This is a genomic window from Pseudomonas sp. MWU12-2029 (genome assembly GCF_023242425.1).
Lineage (GTDB): Bacteria > Pseudomonadota > Gammaproteobacteria > Pseudomonadales > Pseudomonadaceae > Aquipseudomonas > Aquipseudomonas kribbensis.
The window spans coordinates 342,929-363,274 of the sequence record NZ_JALJDY010000004.1 but is presented as its reverse complement, the minus strand read 5'-3'; the positions used below and the strand labels follow the sequence as shown (position 1 = coordinate 363,274).

General features: G+C 61.0%; 13 protein-coding genes. 5 read left to right on the top strand and 8 right to left on the bottom strand.

Annotated elements, in window-relative coordinates; genetic code table 11:
- Positions 1-139: 139 nt before the first annotated feature.
- The gene (locus M5B44_RS12065; RefSeq protein WP_248739281.1) at positions 140-3,283 is read right to left on the bottom strand and encodes a transglycosylase domain-containing protein; all 3,144 of its coding nucleotides are present in this window, start codon (positions 3,281-3,283) and stop codon (positions 140-142) included.
- Positions 3,284-3,779: 496 nt separating this feature from the next.
- On the opposite strand from M5B44_RS12065, the gene M5B44_RS12060 reads away from it, so the two are divergent.
- The 3 genes from M5B44_RS12060 (at position 3,780) to M5B44_RS12050 (ending at position 7,380) form a co-directional block, all read left to right on the top strand.
- Positions 3,780-5,198, top strand: coding sequence for an amino acid permease (locus M5B44_RS12060; protein ID WP_085709436.1), 1,419 nt, complete (start codon positions 3,780-3,782; stop codon positions 5,196-5,198).
- 193 nt (positions 5,199-5,391) lie between these two features.
- Complete coding sequence (locus M5B44_RS12055; protein ID WP_248739280.1) at positions 5,392-6,897, top strand: glucosyltransferase domain-containing protein; 1,506 nt, start codon at positions 5,392-5,394, stop codon at positions 6,895-6,897.
- Between the two features lie 108 nt (positions 6,898-7,005).
- A complete protein-coding gene (locus tag M5B44_RS12050) occupies positions 7,006-7,380 on the top strand; it encodes a GtrA family protein (RefSeq protein WP_248739279.1) in 375 nt (124 codons plus the stop codon).
- A gap of 37 nt (positions 7,381-7,417) precedes the next feature.
- On the opposite strand, the gene M5B44_RS12045 is transcribed toward M5B44_RS12050, so the two are convergent.
- A complete protein-coding gene (locus tag M5B44_RS12045) occupies positions 7,418-9,037 on the bottom strand; it encodes an FMN-binding glutamate synthase family protein (RefSeq protein WP_248739278.1) in 1,620 nt (539 codons plus the stop codon).
- A 37-nt stretch (positions 9,038-9,074) separates the two neighbouring features.
- Positions 9,075-9,875, bottom strand: coding sequence for a helix-turn-helix transcriptional regulator (locus M5B44_RS12040; RefSeq protein WP_085709445.1), 801 nt, complete (start codon positions 9,873-9,875; stop codon positions 9,075-9,077).
- A gap of 125 nt (positions 9,876-10,000) precedes the next feature.
- Between M5B44_RS12040 and M5B44_RS12035 the strand changes: the two genes are divergently transcribed.
- Both M5B44_RS12035 and M5B44_RS12030 read left to right on the top strand, forming a co-directional pair.
- Positions 10,001-10,822 carry a carbon-nitrogen hydrolase family protein gene (locus M5B44_RS12035; RefSeq protein ID WP_248739277.1) on the top strand — a complete coding sequence of 274 codons (822 nt, stop codon included), beginning with the start codon at positions 10,001-10,003 and terminating at the stop codon, positions 10,820-10,822.
- Between the two features lie 117 nt (positions 10,823-10,939).
- Positions 10,940-12,265, top strand: coding sequence for an APC family permease (locus M5B44_RS12030; protein ID WP_248739276.1), 1,326 nt, complete (start codon positions 10,940-10,942; stop codon positions 12,263-12,265).
- Here the strand turns inward: M5B44_RS12030 and M5B44_RS12025 are convergent, their stop codons facing one another.
- Genes M5B44_RS12025 through M5B44_RS12005 form a run of 5 tightly spaced genes read right to left on the bottom strand, consistent with a single transcriptional unit; the run spans position 12,266 to position 20,190 of the window.
- A complete protein-coding gene (locus M5B44_RS12025; protein WP_248739275.1) occupies positions 12,266-13,669 on the bottom strand; it encodes an ATP-binding protein in 1,404 nt (467 codons plus the stop codon). It lies immediately after the preceding gene.
- Positions 13,666-15,480, bottom strand: a complete 1,815-nt coding sequence (locus M5B44_RS12020) for a DAHL domain-containing protein (protein WP_248739409.1) — start codon at positions 15,478-15,480, stop codon at positions 13,666-13,668. The genes M5B44_RS12025 and M5B44_RS12020 overlap by 4 nt, the downstream gene beginning before the upstream one ends.
- Positions 15,480-16,403 carry a cytochrome-c peroxidase gene (locus M5B44_RS12015; RefSeq protein WP_248739408.1) on the bottom strand — a complete coding sequence of 308 codons (924 nt, stop codon included), beginning with the start codon at positions 16,401-16,403 and terminating at the stop codon, positions 15,480-15,482. Before M5B44_RS12015 ends, M5B44_RS12020 begins: the two co-directional genes overlap by 1 nt.
- 41 nt (positions 16,404-16,444) lie before the next feature.
- Positions 16,445-18,319, bottom strand: a complete 1,875-nt coding sequence (locus M5B44_RS12010; protein WP_085709450.1) for a putative bifunctional diguanylate cyclase/phosphodiesterase — start codon at positions 18,317-18,319, stop codon at positions 16,445-16,447.
- Positions 18,316-20,190, bottom strand: coding sequence for a putative bifunctional diguanylate cyclase/phosphodiesterase (locus M5B44_RS12005; protein ID WP_248739274.1), 1,875 nt, complete (start codon positions 20,188-20,190; stop codon positions 18,316-18,318). Before M5B44_RS12005 ends, M5B44_RS12010 begins: the two co-directional genes overlap by 4 nt.
- Between the last annotated feature and the right edge of the window lie 156 nt (positions 20,191-20,346).

Sequence of the window (20,346 nt, the reverse complement as noted above, 5' to 3'; positions counted from 1 at the left end):
TGAATAAGTCAGGAAGATTCAGCCTAACGTTCAAGGGGGCAGAAAATTAGTTCAAAAGCCTGCTGTTCGAGTGCGAACCTGGCAGGCGAAACATTGAATATTGGAATGCATAAAATAATTAGTTATTGCCTCCACAACTTCAATCGGGGTTAAGCGACGGCGGGTTCGTCAGCGCCACCTGGGGAGCCTGCGGTGGCCGGCATTGCGAATCGCTGCCCGGTTGCAGATACGGCATCAGGATCGGCGCCATGCCCTTGAGCACCTGCACCGGCAGGGCCGAGGTGAATTTGAAGTTCTCTGCCGAGCGTCCCGGAACGAACGCGGTGAGCGTGCCGAAATGGTGATCGCCGATGTAAAACACGAAGGTTGCCGTGCGGTTGATCGACTTGGAACTCAAAATGCGCCCGCCGGAACCGATGGCCTCGATGCGGTTGTCGCCGGTACCGGTTTTTCCGCCCATGGTCAGCGGTGTGCCATCGTTCAGTTTGAAACTGCCGGAAACACGTTTGGCGGTTCCCGAGTCCACCACTTGCGACAGTGCCTCGCGCATGGCGGTGGCCACTTCCGACGGCATCACCCGTTTGCCGACATGGGGATCATTGACCAGTTTCGTTTCGTAAGGCGTGCCGGCGGCAAAATGCAGGCTGTCGATGCGCAGGGTCGGCATGCGCACGCCGTCATTGAGAATGGTGCCGATCAACTCGGCCAGCGCGGCGGGGCGGTCGCCGGAGCTGCCGATGGCGGTGGCCAGCGACGGCACCAGGTGATCGAACGGATAGCCGACTTTCTGCCAGCGCTGATGGATATCGAGGAAGGCTTCGATCTCCAGCATGGTGCGGATCCGGCTGTCCCGGGCGCCCTTGTGCTTGCTCTTGAACAGCCAGCTGTAGACTTCCTGACGCTCGAACTGGCTGGCCTTGACGATCTGGCCCCAGGTCGCGTCCGGGTGGTTGAGCAGGTAGCCGATCAGCCACAGGTCCAGCGGGTGGACCTTGGCGATGAAGCCTTGGTCGGGCAAATCGTAGGTGCCGGGGCCGTAGGCCAGATAAAGCCGCTCGAGGCGCTCGTCGGTGAGTTTTTCAGTGATTTTCACGCCTTTCAGATGCGAGCGGACAAAGCTGTTGAAGTCTTCCTGGCTGGCGTTGGGCAGCAGGTAACGGTGTACCGCGGCCATGCGGATCGGCGTCGGGCGCATGCTGTCGAGGAAGGTGTCGAGGCGGGCCTGGGTGTCCTTGTTCTTGTACTTCTTCCAGAACTTGAGCAGGAACGAAGTGCCTTCGCGGTCGGCGAACGAAGCGAGGTATTCCTGACGCCGCGGGTCGCGATCATCCTTGAGCAGCTCGGCGCTGTTGTTGGGGCCGGAGTAGGTGGTGTAGCGCACCAGATCGCGCATCAGGCGAATGAACGGCAGGTTGATCGACTCGCGCAGGGCATCGCGCAAGGTCGGCATGCGGCCGTTGTCTTCCTTGCGAAAGTTATGGAACACGTGCAGCCCGCCACCGGTGAAAAACGCCTCGCCGGGGCTGGCGGAATATTTGCGGTCGAGGGCGGCACCGAGCATCTTCGACAGATCGTGATCCTTGTTCTGGATCAGGTAATCGATCACCCACTGGGTCAGGCGGTCCTGATCCGGCACGTCGACTTTCTTCAGTTCCGGCACGCTCATGGCGCCGTACTTGTCATGCAGCTCGGAGATGATTTGCAGGTAGGTGGTCAGCACCCGCATCTTCGCCGTGGAGCCCAGTTCCAGTTTGCTGCCCTCGTTGATGTCGAACGGCTGGTCGGTGCTGTCGGTCTGTACCCGCACCCGCGAGCCGTCCGGGGTCAGTTCGAACAGGGTGAAGCTGTAGCGCACTTGAGTGGTGCTGGTGGGCGTCAGCAGACGTTCGCCGAGCAGACCGATTTCGGCGGCGTAGGCCGGGTCGGCGAGTTTTTTCAGGTAGGCGGTGGCCTGGGTTTGCAGCTCGCCTTGCAGGGTGCTGGTGGCCGAGAGGTCGAGGCGGTCGAGGTCGTACAGCGGACGATTGAGCATCGAGGCCAGACGGCTGCGGGCGACGCTGATGCCTTTGTTGGTTTCGATCGGCTGGATCGTCGGCTGGGTCTGCCAGTCGCGGTAAGTGACCTTGCTCGCGAGGGCGGCATCGGCCAGCGCGTTGTCGATCACGCCATTCTGCTTGAGCAGACGCAGGTGACTGTCGGTGAGATCGGCCAGCTCTTCCCGGCCCTTGGTCAGGTAATGGGACGGACGGCGCTGGGCGATCATCAGCGAGAGCATTTCGCGCAGGGCCAGGCCCTTGTCGGCGAGGGTCTGTGGATCGGTCGCGGTACTGGCGAGTTTTTTGTTGGCTTCGTTGAAATCGGCGCCGTACCAGACCCGCAAGCCTTCTGCCATGCCGTGGACTTCACCATGCCCCGGCACCGCTGACAACGGCACGCTGTTGAGGTAGTCGCGAATGATGTTGCGCCGCGCCGGCAAGGTATCCGGACCGGCCTGATAGGCGCGCACACTGGCGGAAATCATCTGGCGGATTTTTTCGGCACCGTTCACCGTCAGTCCGTCGGGCGAGTGGCGATACTTTTCCAGCTGCGTGGCCAGCGTGCTGCCGCCCGCCGACTGTCCCGGCAAGTGCAGCAACTTGGCAACCTGCGACCACGCCGCCATGCCGAAGCGCGGCCAGTCCACCGCCGGGTTGGCCAGCGGTTGTTTGGGGTCGAGCAGGAAGCGGTTTTCGATGAACAACAGGCTGTTGACCACCACCGGCGGAATCGACTCGAAACTCGAATACAGCTGCTGTGGATAGTTGTACTGATACAGCGGCGCGGCGCGGCAATCGGTGATCGACAGCCCGGCCTGGATTTTCTCGGAGTAGGGCACGAACAGGCCCTTGTCGGTATAGCCGAGCAGCGCTGGCGAGAAGCGCGTCTGTTCGGTGATCACGTAATTGCGCTTGAGCAGTCGTGGCAGAAATTCGTCCAGCGAGCTGTAGCCCAGACGCAGATCGAATGGTCCGTTGCCCGGATAACGAATGGCTTCGCTGGGGCCCGGTTGCAGTTCATAGGTCAATCTGGCGGCGTACTGGCTGACCTCGCGGGATTGAAAACGCGAGGTGCGCATTTCCTTCATCGCGGCCAGGCCCACCACAATCGCAATGATCACCAGCAACAGCCAGAAAGCCTTCCACCCATGCCGGTTACGACGGGGTTTCTCAGGGACAGGCGCTTCATCCACACGTTCAGTCGGAACCACTTTTTCACTCGAATCGGTTTGCCACAAAGCGCCCATAGTCGATTGATCCATTCACGCAGATTGATCGGACTTGACTGAAGCTTAGTCGGTGGTTGGCGCGGGTGAAAAAATTGTGAAGCTTCGACCCTGAACAAATCTGCGCAGTGGGCAATCCGGCAGCAACGCCTGTTCAGGTCCCGGAAAATGGCGGATCAGAGCGGTTCGCGGGTAAATACGACTTGGGTAGGGGCATGACGCTGCACCATTGCTGTGCAATACTCGGCGCCCATTTCGGCAGTGAATAATCCGTTTTTTTCAGGAGTTTTTGTCTCGAAAGTTCGATGGTTGGCGAATTTTGTCGCTGAATATCGCGTCTTTTAGAGTGAAATATCCTGCCGGAAGCTTTTTATACTGCCAGCCCCTCTGATCCTCAGGCCCGGACCTGAAGGACGCGTCCGCCCACGAGGCCGGCGCGGTGTCGGGAAGCCAGGGCTTATCGGCCGACGCTTCGACACTCGGTGGTCTATCCAATAACAAGACGAGGAAGTCCCCCATGCCAGTCGGCAATCACCCGCCCCATGGCGAGACCGCGAACGGCGGTCCACTCAAACGCGAACTCGGCGAACGGCATATCCGTCTGATGGCGCTCGGCGCCTGTATCGGTGTCGGTCTGTTTCTCGGTTCCGCCAAGGCCATCGAAATGGCCGGCCCGGCGATCATGCTGTCCTACATCATCGGTGGTCTGGCGATCCTGGTGATCATGCGTGCCCTCGGCGAGATGGCCGTGCACAACCCGGTGGCGGGTTCCTTCAGCCGTTACGCACAGGATTATCTCGGCCCGCTGGCAGGCTTTCTCACCGGCTGGAACTACTGGTTCCTGTGGCTGGTGACCTGCGTCGCGGAAATCACGGCGGTGGCGGTGTACATGGGCATCTGGTTCCCCGATGTGCCGCGCTGGATCTGGGCGCTGGCGGCGCTGGTCAGCATGGGCTCGATCAACCTGATCGCGGTGAAGGCCTTCGGTGAATTCGAGTTCTGGTTCGCCCTGATCAAGATCGTCACCATCATCGCCATGGTGCTCGGCGGCATCGGCATCATCGCCTTCGGTTTCGGTAACGACGGTGTGGCGCTGGGGATTTCCAACCTGTGGACCCATGGCGGCTTCATGCCCAACGGCGTGACGGGCGTGCTGATGTCGCTGCAGATGGTGATGTTCGCTTATCTGGGCGTTGAGATGATCGGCCTGACCGCCGGTGAAGCGAAGAACCCGCAGAAGACCATTCCCGGTGCCATCGGCTCGGTGTTCTGGCGGATTCTGCTGTTCTACGTCGGCGCACTGTTCGTGATTTTGTCGATCTACCCGTGGAATGAAATCGGCACGCAGGGCAGCCCGTTCGTGATGACCTTCGAACGTCTGGGCATCAAGACTGCCGCCGGCATCATTAACTTCGTGGTGATCACTGCCGCACTGTCGTCGTGCAACGGCGGCATTTTCAGCACCGGGCGCATGCTCTACAGCCTGGCGCAGAACGGCCAGGCGCCTGCCGCCTTCGCCAAGACCTCCAACGGCGTGCCGCGTCGGGCGTTGCTGCTGTCGATTTTCGCCCTGCTGCTGGGCGTACTGCTGAATTATCTCGTACCGGAAAAAGTCTTCGTCTGGGTGACGTCCATCGCCACCTTCGGCGCGATCTGGACCTGGGTGATGATCCTGCTGGCCCAGCTGAAATTCCGCAAAGGCCTGAGTGCCAGCGAACGTGCCGGCCTGAAATACAAGATGTGGCTGTTCCCGGTCAGCTCCTATCTGGCGTTGGCGTTCCTGGTGCTGGTGGTGGGCCTGATGGCGTATTTCCCGGATACCCGCGTGGCGCTGTATGTCGGCCCGGCGTTCCTGGTGCTGCTGACCGTTCTGTTCTACGTGTTCAAGCTGCAACCGACCGATGCGTCGCAAGGTGCGGTGCGTTCGGCTTCGTAAGGCGTAATGCCTGTTGTGCCAAAAGCCCTGATTATCATGATCGGGGCTTTTGTTTTTCCGGGATGAGGATATTCAATGGCTCGGACATGCCCATCCGCTCGTCTGAAAGGGCGGCTAACCTGTAATTCCTGACAGTAGCGGCTTTCCAACGTTTAGTGATCGAATCGGTGGCAACGATTTCAGAGGCACGGACATGAGGATGAGTGATTTTGTCGACCGCGAACTCGGCCGCCGTCAGGTCGTGCTGTTTTTCCTGCTCGCCACGACGCTGTACATCCTGCCGCTGCTCCTCGCCGACTTCCCCTATATCGACGACAACTGGCGCACCCTGGCTGCCGGCAATGTGTGGGCCGGGCAGGGGCGCCTGTTCATGGACTGGCTGTATAAAGCGCTGACGTTCACCGGCGCTGCGCCGAACATCTTTCCCTTGCCGCTGCTGCTCGCCACACTGGCCATGTCATTGGCCCTGACCCGCCTGACCTTTCACTATTTCCCCGAACCGACGCTGGCCTGTTGTCTGGTGCCGTTGCCGCTCTGGTACAACCCGTTCCTGTTGCAGAACCTGTCCTATCAATACGACGGGGCCGGCATGGCTCTGAGTCTGGTCGCGGTGATTTACGCGATTACTTTTGGCGGCACTTCCCGGATACAGCGATGGTTGGTGCCATCGGTGTTGCTGGCGCTGGCGATCGGGCTGTATCAGATCAGCCTCAACGTGTTTCTCGGACTGTGCTGTGTGGAATTGCTCAGGGCTGTTCATCGGCACATGCCCTGGGCAGACCTCTGGCAACTGGCGGGCTGGAAGCTGGCGCAACTGGTGCTGGGCGTGTCGATCTACGCGATCACGGCCTATCCGTTCACGGATTCCACACGCACCGAATTGCTCGACTTCAGTGCTGATCCACTGTTGCAGATCGGCATCAATTCTGGCCGGGTTCTGGAGAAGGTGGCGCTGCTGTTTCACGGTGGCTACACGGCAGTGTTCGTCGTGTTGCTGGTGTGTGCCTTATTCGGTGGTGTGCGAATAGGACGGCAGATTCGCCTGCGCCGGGAACCACCCGCAAAGGCCCTGCTCCTGAGCTTTGGCTGCCTGCTGACCTTGCCGCTGATTGTGCTGCTCGTGCCGGGCATGACGCTGTTGTTTCGCGACTTCAATGAAGGTGCACGAACCTTGATGGGGTTCGGCGTGCTGCTGATGCTGCTGTTCTATCTTGCCTGTATCGGATTGACGTCGCTGCACTCGCGGCTGCCCCTGCTGTTGGCGATTCCTCTTCTGGCCACGCTGTCGCTGTCCTTTGCGTACGGGCAGGTGCTGACGATGGAAAAAACCTTCGCCAGCAGTGCTCTCTACAGCCTGAGTCATGACATTTCCTCCCATCGCGAATTGCGTGACGCCAAGCGGATTTATATGTCGGTCACTTACTCCGACCGCTGGCTGGCAAGTGCGACGGGCACGTTCAAACAGCTGCCGGTACTGCGTTACCTGCTGAACATCGACTACTTCATGCTCGCGGAAAACCTGCCATCGGCCGGCATCACCAACGTGGTAGCCGAACGCGAACGACGCAACGCCACCCGCGTCGGCTATCAGGGTTTTCCAGCTCTTGTGGACAGCCTCTATTACCGCATCTACCTGATCGGCGATTACGGTTTCATCGTCATGAAAGAGCCGCCTCATGGCCGATTGCTGCAATGGTGACCGTTGGTCAGAAACCACCGCCGACCTGTAATTTCTGACAGTAGACCCCGCCCACGCGCTGCCCTAACTTGAAACGCTCGACGGTTGCCGCGACAGCAAGGATTGGCGATGAGAATCTTGTGGAAAGGGTTTTCCGCACAAACGGCAATCGGCCTTGCCGGCACGTTGATTCACTGGCAGATCTTTTTCGTATTGACCAGCGCCGTTCAGGCGACTCAGTCGGCGAGTAACTTCGCCGCGTTTTGCATCGCCGCCGCTTTCTCGTTTTACATGAACGCGCTCTACACCTTCGAGACCGGAACGTCTGTGTTGGAGTACCTGGGGTTCATGGGCGTGATGGGTGTTGTGAGTTATGGCACGGGTGTGTTTGGTGATACGCGCAATTTGCCGGGGCTGGCGACGGTGTCTGTGTTTTCGCTGTTGAATCTGTTGCTGGGGTACTGTTTTTTCCGGTTTGTATTGTTTCGCCGCTCTCGGACCTGAAAGCGCCAGCCTGATCCGGCTAGCGCTTTGACATCGACTAGGCCGCCGCGATGTCCTGCGGCTCAAAGCTGTCCGCCCGCGCCATCTGCCACATCCGCGAATAGAACTCGCCGTTCACTTCCCCGGTGAGCAATTCCCCCGGTTTCAGGAACACGTGCAGCTGTGAAAACAGTTTGATCTCGGTGGCCGACATGCGCCGTACCAAATGTTTGGCCGAGAGCTGCGACGGATGATCGAGGCCGGCGGCGGCGAGCATTTCCGCCAGCGCCTTCAACGTGTTGCGATGGAAGTTATAGACCCGCTGAGCCTTGTCTGGCACCACCAGCGCACGCTGGCGCAGGTTGTCCTGGGTGGCGACGCCGGTCGGGCATTTGTTGGTGTGGCAGCTTTGCGACTGGATGCAGCCGATGGCGAACATGAAGCCCCGCGCCGAGTTGGCCCAGTCGGCGCCGATGGCCAGCACGCTGGCGATGTCGAAGGCGCTGACGATCTTGCCGCTGGCGCCGAGCTTGATCTTGTCCCGCAGGTTCAGGCCCACCAGCGTGTTGTGCACGAACAACAGGCCCTCGCGCATCGGCACACCGATGTGGTCGGTGAACTCCACCGGTGCCGCGCCAGTGCCGCCTTCCTTGCCGTCGACCACGATGAAGTCCGGGAGGATGCCGGTTTCCAGCATGGCCTTGGCGATGCCCATGAACTCCCACGGATGGCCGAGGCAGAACTTGAAGCCCACCGGTTTGCCGCCCGACAGCTCACGCAGTTGCTGGATGAAATGCATCATCTCGATCGGTGTGGAAAACGCGCTGTGGCGGGACGGCGAGATGCAGTCTTCACCCATGGAAATGCCACGGGTATCGGCGATTTCCTGGGTCACCTTGTGCTTGGGCAGAATCCCGCCGTGGCCGGGTTTGGCGCCCTGGCTCATCTTGATTTCGATCATCCGCACTTGCGGCGTCTGTGCCTGGGCGGCGAAACGTTCCGGGTCGAAGCGGCCGTCGCTGGTGCGGCAGCCGAAATAGCCGCTGCCCAGTTCCCAGGTCAGGTCGCCGCCGTGTTCGCGGTGATACGGGCTGATGCTGCCTTCGCCGGTATCGTGGGCGAAGTTGCCGAGTTTCGCACCCTGGTTCAGCGCGCGGATCGCGTTGGCGCTGAGGGAGCCAAAACTCATGGCTGAGATGTTGAACACCGACGCCGAATACGGCTGGGTGCATTGCGGGCCGCCAACGGTGACGCGAAAACTGTTCGGGTCGCTCAGCGGCGCCGGGCGCATCGAGTGGCCGATGAACTCGAAACCGGACTGATACACGTCGATCAGGGTGCCGAACGGTTTGTCGGCGCTTTCATTCTTGGCCCGCGAATACACCAGCGAACGCTGGGCGCGGGAGAAGGGCAGGGCGTCGCTGTCGGATTCCAGCAGGTACTGGCGGATTTCCGGGCGAATCCCCTCGACCAGATAACGGATGTTGCCCAGGATCGGGTAGTTGCGGCGCACCGCGTGGGGGCTCTGCATCAGATCGAACAGGCCGAGCAGGCTCAGCACCCCGGTGACGGCGGTGATCGGCCACAGCCAGTCATGGTCGAGAAAGGGCAGGCTGGCGAGGGTGAAAATCACGCAGACGGCAAAGAAGGCGTAGCGGCTCAGGAGTGACAGGCTCATACGGTTTCCTTGGTTCGGACAGATTTTTTTGCGGCAGTCAGGCGTTCTGCGCCTGCAGGAAGATCGAAAACAGCTCCGACTGGGATTTGATCCCCAGCTTGCTGTACATGTGTTTCTTATGGACTTTCACGGTTTCAACAGAGATTTCCAGCTTACGGGCGATTTCTTTACTGGAGCAACCGCTGAGCATCAAACGCCCGACATCCAGTTCCCGGGCGGTCAGTTGCGCGCCCTTGAGTTGCTGCACCGACGCTTCGAGCTGCACCCGCCAGTCCGGTTGCGCCGGTGACGGGGCGAGGGCGACGATTTCATTGATTTCGTAAGGCAGGCGCTGGCGCAGCAGGCCGAGCACCCACGGCTGGATCAGCGACAGCAGGGCAATCTGCTCGCCACTGAAGCGTTGCTTGCTGCCCAGTGACAGGCACAGCGTGCGGTCGCCTTCGAGCTGGCAATTGAACTGGATTTCGTCGGCGACCACATTCAGACGAAAGTATCGCTGGTAATACTCGGTCAGCTCGAAATGCTCCGGCGCGACCTCCGACAGGCGGTACAACCCGGTGCGCGATTGCTCGCGGCAGGCGATATAGAACGGGTCGAGCAGATACAACCCGCGCAGGTAATCCTGGAACAACTGGTCGGGACTGCCGTCTTCCCCCGGGCATTCGGCGAACACCTGCGGGTGACGGTCGGCGCTGAACAGCAGGGCTACCCAGCTATCGAACGTGACGTACTGGTCGAGCAGGCGCACCAGTTGCGCCCAGAAATTCGGCTTGTCGAGGGCGTCGATCAACTGCCCGACGGCGCGGTGCCAGGTGATGTCGTCAAACGAAACAGTCATGCCTCTACCCCTATCGGGTTACCCCGGCCGCGTAATTCCCTGGCCGGTCGAATGCCGAGCATACTGGCCCACAGACAGTCGCCGGGCAATCTTTCGGCGCCCGGCGCTCATAACAAGGACTCCCCATGAAAGTCGAACTCGCCCAACTGGCGGGCCGTGACAAAGACACGGCGTACAACCTCGAACGCGCCCTGGCGGCGATTGCCGGGTGCCCGGCCGACACGCAACTGATCGTGTTCCCCGAGACCCACCTGATGGGCTTCCCGAGCGCCGACACCGTGGCGCAAATCGCCGAGCCGCTGGACGGGCCGACCGTCAGCGCGGTGCAGGCCGCAGCCCGCGAACGCAACCTCGCCGTGGTGATCGGCATGGCCGAAAACGACAACGGCCGTTTCTACAACACCACGCTGCTGATCACCCCCGAAGGCATCGCCCTGAAATACCGCAAGACCCACCTCTGGGCCTCCGATCGCGGTGTGTTCGAGGCCGGCGATCGTTACGCCACGTGTCTGTGGAACGGCGTGCGTGTCGGTCTGCTGATCTGCTACGACATCGAGTTCCCGGAATCGGCCCGTGCCCTGGCGCAACTGGGCGCTGAATTGCTGATCGTCACCAACGGCAACATGGACCCTTACGGCCCGACCCACCGCACCGCGATCATGGCCCGGGCCCAGGAAAACCAGGCGTTTGCGCTGATGGTCAACCGCGTGGAAGCCGGGGATGACGGGCTGATGTTCGCCGGCGGCAGTGCGCTGGTGGATCCGCTGGGTACGGTGCTGTTCGAGGCCGGGCGTGAGGAAGGGCGGATCAGCATTGAACTGGATTTCGGTCAGCTGGAGCTGGCGCGCAAGGATTATCGGTATCTGGATGATCAGCGGTTGAAGTTGCCGGGGGCGGTGGTTGAACACGCTTCTGGCCTGCGGGAGTTGCTGATTCCTTCGCGCTAAAGAACAAGAGATATCCGATCGTGCCCACCCTCTGCGTGGGAACGATCAGCAACACCCGGAATATTCGCCGAACTCGGCCTCTGCCATAAATCCAATAAAATCCGGAGTAAGTCGCCCATGGCTCGTTTGCAACGCACCCTTTCACTGGGGTCGGTGGTGCTGTTCGGCATCGCCTACATGACGCCGATCATTGTCCTCGGCACGTTCGGCATCCTCGCTCAATCTACCGCCGGCATGGTGCCTGCCGCGTATCTGGCGGCGCTGGTGGCGATGTTCTTCACCGCCATGAGTTATGGCCGCATGGCTGCCGCGTTCCCGGTGGCTGGTTCGGCCTACAGCTATGTGCGCAAGGCCATCAGCCCGAAACTCGGCTTCATCGCCGGTTGGGCCGTGCTGCTCGATTATCTGTTTCTGCCGATGGCGATCTGGCTGATCGGCGCCGCGTACCTCGCTTCCGCCTTCCCCTCGATCCCGCAGTGGATCTGGGTGCTGGCGTTCATCGGCATCACCAGTGCGATCAACATCATCGGCCTGAAGCTGGCCAACGGCATCAACGCCTTGCTGATGCTGGTGCAGTTCCTGGTGCTGGTCGCCTTCGTCGCCCTGTGCGTGCATTACATCGGCGGCGACGCCAGCACGCCGTTGTGGTCGATCAAACCGTTCTTCAACGGCGACATGCAGATGCCGCTGATCATGAGCGGCGCGGCCATCGCCTGCTACTCGTTCCTCGGTTTCGATGCAGTCAGCACCCTCACCGAAGAAACCCGCGATGCACGTCGCACCATCCCTCGGGCGATCATGCTGATCACCCTGATCGGCGGGCTGATTTTCGTCGGTGTGTCGTACTTCGTGCAGGTCGCGCATCCGTCGTTCCAGTTCGACAACGTCGACTCGGCGGCCTACGAGATTGCGCGCAACATCGGTGGCGATCTGTTCGTGTCGATCTTCCTCATCGGTCTGATCGTCGGTCAATTCGCATCGGGTCTATCGGCGCAGGCCAGCGGTTCGCGGCTGTTGTTTGCGATGGGCCGTGACGGCGTGTTGCCCAAGTCATTCTTCGGCACCTTGCACGAGCGCTTCGGCACCCCGGTCAACAGCATCCTGCTCTGCGCCGTGGTGGCGTTGCTGGCGCTGAAACTCGACGTGACCACCTCGACCTCGTTCATCAACTTCGGCGCGTTCCTGGCCTTCAGCCTGGTCAACCTGTCAGTGATTTTTCACTATTGGATCGGTGGCGAGAAAAAAGGCCCGCGCGAGCTGCTGCTGTTCCTGGTGTTCCCGTTCATCGGTCTGGTGGCGGACTTGTGGCTGATGGTCAGCCTCGATCATCTGGCGGTGTATCTGGGCCTGAGCTGGCTGGCGATTGGCGTGGTGTATCTGGCGGTGCTGACCGGCGGTTTCCGCCGCCAGCCACCGGAAATGGATTTTCAGGAAGCGACCTGATCAGGCCGCAGGCCGGGTCTGGCGTAATGGCAGTTGCACGCGAAACGTGGTGCCGGCGCCCAAAGTGCTGCTGACCGAGATGTCCCCGCCGTGTTTCTTCACGATGCCATAGGACAGGGACAGGCCCAGCCCTGTCCCCTGGCCTACGGGTTTGGTGGTGAAAAACGGGTCGAAGATTTTCTGCAGGGTGTCGGGGGCAATGCCCGAGCCGGTGTCAGCCACTTCGATGATCGCCGACTCGCCCTGCACCGCAGTGCGCAGGGTGATGGTGCCGCGCTCGGCACCCATGGCCTGCGCCGCGTTGATCACCAGGTTCATGATGACCTGATTGATCTGCGAGGGCAGGCACTCGATCTCCGGAAGGTCCTGATATTCCTTGACCACATCGGCCTTGTACTTGAGTTCGCTGGCGACGATGTTCAGGGTCGACTCGATGCCCTGTTGCAGGTTCGCCCACTGCCATTGCTGCTGGGTGTCTACGCGGGAAAAGTCCTTGAGGTCCTTGACGATCTGCCCGACCCGGCCGATGCCTTCCTTGGATTCGCGGATCAGCACCGGAATGTCTTCCAGCAGAAAATCCACTTCCAAGTGCTCGCGCATTTGTTGCAACTGCGCAGCCGGCTCGGCAGCCAGGGCCTGCCCCGCTGAGTGGTAGGCGCCGAGCATGGCCAGCAGTTGCTGGAAGTAACCGTCGAGGGTGCCGAGGTTGGAGGAAATGAAGCCGATCGGGTTGTTGATTTCGTGGGCGACCCCGGCGGCCAGTTGCCCCAGCGAGGCGAGTTTTTCCGACTGCACCAACTGGCCTTCCAGTTGCTTGCGCTCATCGATCTCTCGCTGCAAGGCTTCGCTGGCCTGCTTGAACTGGGCGGTGCGCTGGTCCACCAAGTGTTCCAGGTGATGCATCTGCAATGAGGCGCGCTCGGTCATCTGCCATTTGGTCAGCAGGGTGTTGGCCATCTGCTGGACTTCGATGTTGTCGAAGGGCTTTTTCAGGATCAGCAGCCGGTCATGGGCGTGCAGGCGATCCAGCAGTTCATCCCAGGAATAGTCGGAATAAGCGGTGCAGACCACCACCTGCAATTGCGGATCCTGCAGCCACAACTGCTCGATGGTTTTCGCTCCGTCCCAACCGTCGGGCATGCGCATGTCGACAAACGCCAGGGCGTAGGGGCATTGCTCCTGCAAGGCCAGGTTGAGTTTGGCCAGGCCTTCTTCGCCGCCATAGGCCGAGTCCAGTTCGAACATCGTCCGTCGGGGCTTGGCGGGGGCGCCGAACAGGGCCGCTTCCATCTCGTCCAGTTCCGCCGACTGCGCCCGGTTCGGGGTGAGGATCTTGCGAAAGTCTTCGTGGATCGACGGCATGTCGTCGATCAGCAGGATGCGGCGGTTCGACAGTTCGCTCATGCGTTCTCCGTTACCGTGATCAGCGGGATCTGCAAAGTGAACAGGGCGCCCAGGCCAGGCCCATCGCTGTGGGCGGTGAGATGGCCGTTCATCTCGATGGCCGCCAGGGCGCAACTGTGCAGGCCGAAGCCGTGGCCATCCTTGCGGGTGGTGAAGCCGTGGGCAAAGATCCGCGTCATGTTCTCCGGTGCGATACCCTCGCCATCGTCCTTGACGCTGATCTCCAGAAAACCTTCATCGACGATCTTCACCCCCAGGGTCATGGTCCGCGGGCGGTTGCTGAGGTCGGACATCGCGTATTTGGCGTTGCTGATCAGGTTGATCAGGATCAGCAGCAGACGGTGCTTGTCGCCCATCACCTGGGGCACGTCGCCGTAATCCTTGAACACCGTGACGTGATGCCGGGTCAGCGCACCGGCGTTCATGCGCAGGGCGTCTTCGAGCAGTTCGTTGATGTACAGCGGCTCGGTCAGGCTGTTGGCGCCGGCATAGGATTGCTGGGTGGCGACGATGTCCTTGATGTGATCGACGCTCTTGTTCATCTGCGCCAGTTCGTCGGCCATTTCCTGCTGTTCCTGGGCGATGGCGCCCACCAGTTGGTTGAGGTAGCCCGGCAGCAGCTTGCCCTTGGCGTCCTCCGTCAGGAACGGCCCGAGGTCGTCCGGGTGTTCGTTGATCAGTTGCATCGCTTTGCCCAACCCCAGGGCTTTGCTGCTGCGCAGTTTTCGCGAGATCAGGTCGGAGGAAATGTTCACGCTGTTGAGCACGTTGCCGACGTTGTGCAACACGTTGGTGGCGATTTCCGCCATGCCGGCCTGGCGCGCGGCATCGAGCAATTCGCTCTGCACGTTCTTCAGTTCGCGAGTGCGCTCGTCGACCCGTTGTTCGAGCACATCGTTGGCCGTTTGCAGGGCCGCGTTGACCCGGTTGATCTCGGCAAAACTGCGGATCAGGCGGATGGCCAGCCACAGCAGCGACAACATCAGCAGGACAGAAAACAGCAGCAGGTAGAAATGGTATTTCTGGTCGGTGCGTTCGGCCTGTTGCTGATCCAGGTCGAGCATGTTGGTGATGGTGTCCAGACGCTCGGCCACGGGAATGACCTCGATCTGATCGAGCAGGCGATTGACGATCGGTTGCTCGCGCAGGATCAGCGCAATGTGATTGCTCAGGATCCGGATCGGGGTCTGAAAATTCGCCGGCAGGCGTTGCGCGTTCACCGCCAGTTTATTCAGACCCACCTCGATGTCGGACGCTTTGTCGTCGGAGGCGACCTGGGCAAATTCGAGTGCACTGAGCAACAGGTCATAGGTGTCGGTGACGATGTTCTGCAATTGAATCTTGTCGAGGTCGGACAGATTGGCCAGTTGTGCCTGAATGTCATCCTCGGCGCTGGGCAGAAACGCCAGGGAGTTGCGCAACAGCGCGTTGTGCGACTTGAACTGTTCCACCAGACGGGTCTTTTCCTGCATGGCGTCCAGGTAGCGTTCGTGGGCATGGTCCCATTGCCTGGATTCGTCGCGTCCATGCCCGGATTCCATGGATTCGAAACGTGCCCACAGGCGATTCATCTCGTTCATCGGCGAGACCAGCGGGTCGTAATTGTGAGTGATCGCCACCCGGGCCTTGAGGACTTCACTTTCCCACTGCGAATCCTGTTGCTTGATCTGACGGATCAGGTCCCGGGATTCGGTGTAGGTGGTGGTCTGCTCGGAACTGGACTTGAGGTAGAGAAACACCAGGACCGAGGCCAGCAATACGGCCAGGAGGCTGAGCAACAGCAGGCTGCGCCGCCCCGAGACGGTGGTCATCATGACTGACCCTCCCAGTGCCCGGTCAGGGTCTTGAGAAACTCGATGATCAGCGCCTTGTCTTCCTCGCTCGGCATGCGACCCAACTGATACTGAAACATCACGTCCACCGCCCGTTCGAGGGTGGGCGCCGAGCCGTCGTGGAAGTACGGCGCGGTCAGTGCGACATTGCGCAGGCTCGGAACCTTGAACACGGCCCGATCGTTTTCGTCGCCGGTGACGTTGTACCGGCCCTGATCCGCCACCGTCGGGTTGCCGCGATCGGCGATGTAGTCACCGAACACTCCGAACTTCTGGTACATGTTGCCGCCGATGTTTACGCCCTGATGGCAGGCAATGCAGCCGTAATCCTTGAAGCGTTGATAGCCGTATTTCTCATCGAGGGTCAGGATCTCGGTGTTGCCGAGCAGGTACTGATCGAAGCGAGAGCCGGGTGTCAGCAACGTGCGTTCGTAGCTCGTCAGGGCGTTCTGGATATTGGCTTGCGTCACGGCATCCGGGTAGGCGGCACTGAAAGACTGGCGATAGCCGGAATCGTCGGCAATCCGTTGCACGACAGTGTTCCAGTCGCTGCCCATTTCGTGGGGGCTGGTGATGACGCCGCTGGTCTGCTCTTCCAGCGTTTCCACGCGACCGTCCCAGAACTGGCGGAAATTGAGGCTGGCGTTGAGCACGGTCGGGGTGTTGACCGCCACCGGCTGGCCATCGAAGCCCAGGGAAAGGGCCCGGCTGTCAGCGCCGTTCTTGTCCAGTTGATGGCAACTGGCGCAGGACAGGGTGTTGTTGAGGGATAACCGTGGATCGAGAAAAAGCCGGCGGCCCAGCTCGACGCGTTTCGGATCCTGTTTTGGAATGTCGGGCAGCGGTTTCAGTGGCTCGTCCAGCGGCGCGGCAACGCTATGGGCCCAGGGTGCGAAAAGCATCAGGAACAAAACACTGCGCGACAGGCCTGTCGTCGGCGTGTTCATGCAACGCTCCAGGGACCAGGCACCCCGGCCACCAGCAGGCGGGCGAAGGCGTCCGCCGGCAAGGCCTTGCTGAAATGGAAACCCTGGCCCTCCTCGCAGTCGTGGGCCCTGAGAAAGGCCAGTTGTTGTGCGGTCTCCACGCCTTCGGCGATGACGTTCAGGTTCAGGCTCTTGCCCAGGCTGATGATCGCGCCGACCAGCGCGGCATCGCTGCTGTCATGGCTCAGGCCGCGGATGAACGACTGATCGATCTTCAGCACATCGATGGGGAACCGCCGCAGGTAACTCAGGCTGGAATAGCCGGTGCCGAAATCATCGATGGCCAGCCTGACACCCAGCGCCTTGAGCCGGTTCAACGCGCTCATGGTCGCGTCGACGTTCTGCATCAGTACGCCTTCGGTGATCTCCAGTTCCAGCAGGGCGGGATCCAGCCCGGTTTCTTTGAGCACCTGTTCGATGCCCTCGACAAACAGGCGCTGACGGAAGTCGATGGCCGAGGTGTTGACCGACATGCGGATCGGCGGCAACCCGGCTTTTTGCCAGTCCCGCGTCTGACGGCACGCCTCACCCAGCACCCATTTGCTCAGCGGCACGATCAGGCCGCTGTCTTCGGCCACGGGGATGAACTCCGATGGATACACCCAGCCATGCCCCGGTTTCTGCCAGCGCACCAGTGCCTCGGCGCCCACCACCCGGCCGCTGCCCAGATCGATTTTCGGCTGGTAGTGCAGGACGAATTCGTGCCGTTGCAGGGCCAGGCGAATGCCCGACTCGATGCCGTGCTGTTCCCGGGCGCGCTGGTTCATGGCCTCGATGAAGAAACCGATCTCGTTCGGGCCGCTTTCCTTGGCATTGCGCATGGCCGTCTCGGCTTTTTTGATCAGGTCGATGGCTTCCAGCCCGTCGTCCGGATAAAGGCTGATGCCCACGCTGGCGGTGACACTGACGTCGTGACCGACAATCGTCTGTGGCTCACGGATGGCCGCCAGCAGTTTTTCGGCGATGCTGCGGGTCTGTTGCGGGTGATTGATGTCGCTGAGCATCACCACGAACTCGTCGGAGCCATAGCGAAACACCGAGTCCGATTCGCGCACGCAGGCCAGCAGTTGCTGGCCGACCCGTTTGAGCATCTCGTCGCCCGCCGGATGGCCCAGGGCATTGTTGATGCGTTTGAAGCGATCCAGGCCGAGAAACATCACCACCAGTTGTTTGTCATGGCGCCGGCAAGCGGCCAGCGACTGAGTCAGACGGTCACCGAGCAACGTGCTGTTGGGCAGGCCAGTGAGGCTGTCGTACTGCAACAGGCGCGAGACCTTGAGCAGCTCATGCACCCGGGCTTCGACGGTCTGCTCAAGGCTGAGCAACTTCAGCGCCGCGTCCTGGGCCAGTTGCCATTTCCAGGTCAGGGCATTGGCCATCTGACGGATTTCCAGGGTGTCGAACGGCTTTTTCAGGATCAGCAACTGATCGCCGAATTCCAGCCGTTCGGCCATGGCTTCCCAGCTGTAGTCGGAGTAGGCGGTGCACAAGGCGATTTGCAGGTTCGGATCGACCTCCCACAGTTTTTCGATGGTCTCCAGGCCGTCCCAGCCGGGCGGCATCCGCATGTCGGTGAAGGCGAGGGCATAGGGGCGACCTTCGTCCAGCGCGTGTTGCACCAGTTTCAACGCTTCCTGGCCCTGATAGGCGGAATCGAGCTGAAAGGTCAGGTGCGGCGATTGACGGGTGCCGAACAGCGTCTGTTCAAGACCGCTCAGATCCGCTTCAGCCGCCGTCTCGGGGGCGAGGATCTTGCGGAAATCGGCATGGATCGCCGGCGTATCGTCGACGATCAGAATGCGCCGGTTGGTCTGGGGAAAAGGCGTTTTCATCCTTCATCCTCCCTGGGCAGCGGGGCGGCCGCGCTGGCGTCCTTCAGCAGTCGGGCGGCCTGTTCCGGGCTGACCGCCGCGCTCAGGCAAAAGCCCTGCACGTTTTTCAACGGTGCGCCGGGCACGAGGGCGGTGCCCTGAGCGTCTGGCCGGACGCCCTCGGCGCTGATGTCGATGGCCAGGTCCCGGGCGAAATTGACGATCGCCCGCAGCCGGTTGGCGCCGTCTTCATCCCGGGCCGCATTGTCGATCAGGGACTGGGCAAGTTTGAGGTGATTGACCCGGTAGGTTTTCAGGTAATCGAACGAGGAGTATTCGGTGCCGAAATCATCGATGGCGATGGTCACACCCAGCTCGCGCAGGCGCGGCAACGCATCGTTGTGGGTCCATTGGGTCTGGGCCAGGGTGGCTTCGGTGACATCGAAACGCAGGTCCCATGGCGCCAGTTCCCAGCGCGCCGTGGTGCGCAACACGTCGTAGATGAGTTCGGGGCCGGACTTGAGCTGCGCCAGGGAAATCTTGATCGCCATCACCGAAGGAGCCACCCCGTCGTTTTGCCACCGGTGCATCTGCCAGCAGGCCTGATCCAGAATCCAGCGTCCGAGGGGAATGATTGCACCGGTCTTTTCCGCCGCCGGAACGAAGGCTGACGCCGGCAGCAGGCCAAGCCGGGGATGTTGCCAACTGACCTGTGCGGCCATGCCGAGAATCCTGCCGCTGTGCAGGTCCACTTCCGGCATGTAATCGAGCTTCAGTCCTCCCTGGGTGAGGGCGGTGGTCAACTCCTCGGCAAGGACCATGCGCTCGGCCACCTCCCGAGTGATGTCCTCTGAGTGGAAGTGAAACTGATCGCGTCCGGACTCCTTGGCGCGGTACAGCGCCATGTCGGCTTGCCCCAACAGGCTGTCGGCATCGAAGCTGACGGGCGCATAGCTGCTGATGCCGATGCTGGCCGAAATGCGCACGGCGTTGCCGCCCAGCTGGTAGGGCGCCTGCAGTGTTTCAAGGATCTTGGTGGCCATGGCGGCGGACTGTGTCGGTTCGCTGACGTCCAGTTGCAGGATCGCGAACTCATCGCCACCCAGACGCGCTACCACGTCGTTTTCCCGGACCACGGCCTTGATCCGTTGTGCCACTTGCTGCAACAGCAGGTCGCCGACCGGATGACCGAGGGTGTCATTGACCCGTTTGAAGTGATCCAGGTCCAGGTAAAACACCGAAAATGGCGCCGCCCCCCGGCGCGCGGCAGCGAAGGCCTGGTGCAGACGCTCGATCAGCGTGGCGCGGTTGGCCAGCCCGGTGAGGCCGTCCGTGCGGGCCAGCAGGGTGACCTTTTGTTCCAGCTGATTCATTTTCAGCGCGGCGTCTTCGGTCATTTGCCATTTGACCGTCAGGGCGCTGGCCATCTGGCGGATTTCGATCGCATCGAAGGGTTTTTTCAGGATCAGCAGGCGATCATTCAGCGGCAACCGCTGATCGATCTCTTCCCAGGAGTAATCGGAATAAGCGGTGCACAGGGCCACTTGCAGCTTGGGATCGACCTGCCAGAGCCGCTCGATGGTTTCCAGGCCGTCCCAGCCCGGTGGCATGCGCATGTCGATGAAGGCCATGGCGTAGGGGCGACCGGCGGCCAGCGCGGCTTCGACCTTGTCCAGTGCTTCGCGCCCCTGAAAGGCCGAATCCAGTTCGAAAATTTCGTTCTGTGTGGCAGACGCGCCGGGCGGGGTACCGAACAGCAGGCTTTCGGTTTCGCCCAGACTGTCGTCTTCAACCGTGGATGACTTGAGGATTTTCGCAAAGTCGTCGTGGATCGACGCGGTATCGTCGACGATCAGCACACGGCGATTGATGGGTCCGGGTGGCGCACTCATGGCGCCATACCCGCAAGTTCACGCACGATCGTCATCGGGAGCATCCTTTTCCCCTCATCACAGGCCTGCGCGCAGGCTGATGGTGTCGTCCAGCGACTTGAGCATAGTTGCCCTGTGGGGACTTCGCCTTACCCGATGACTTGCGCGGTCCCGGCG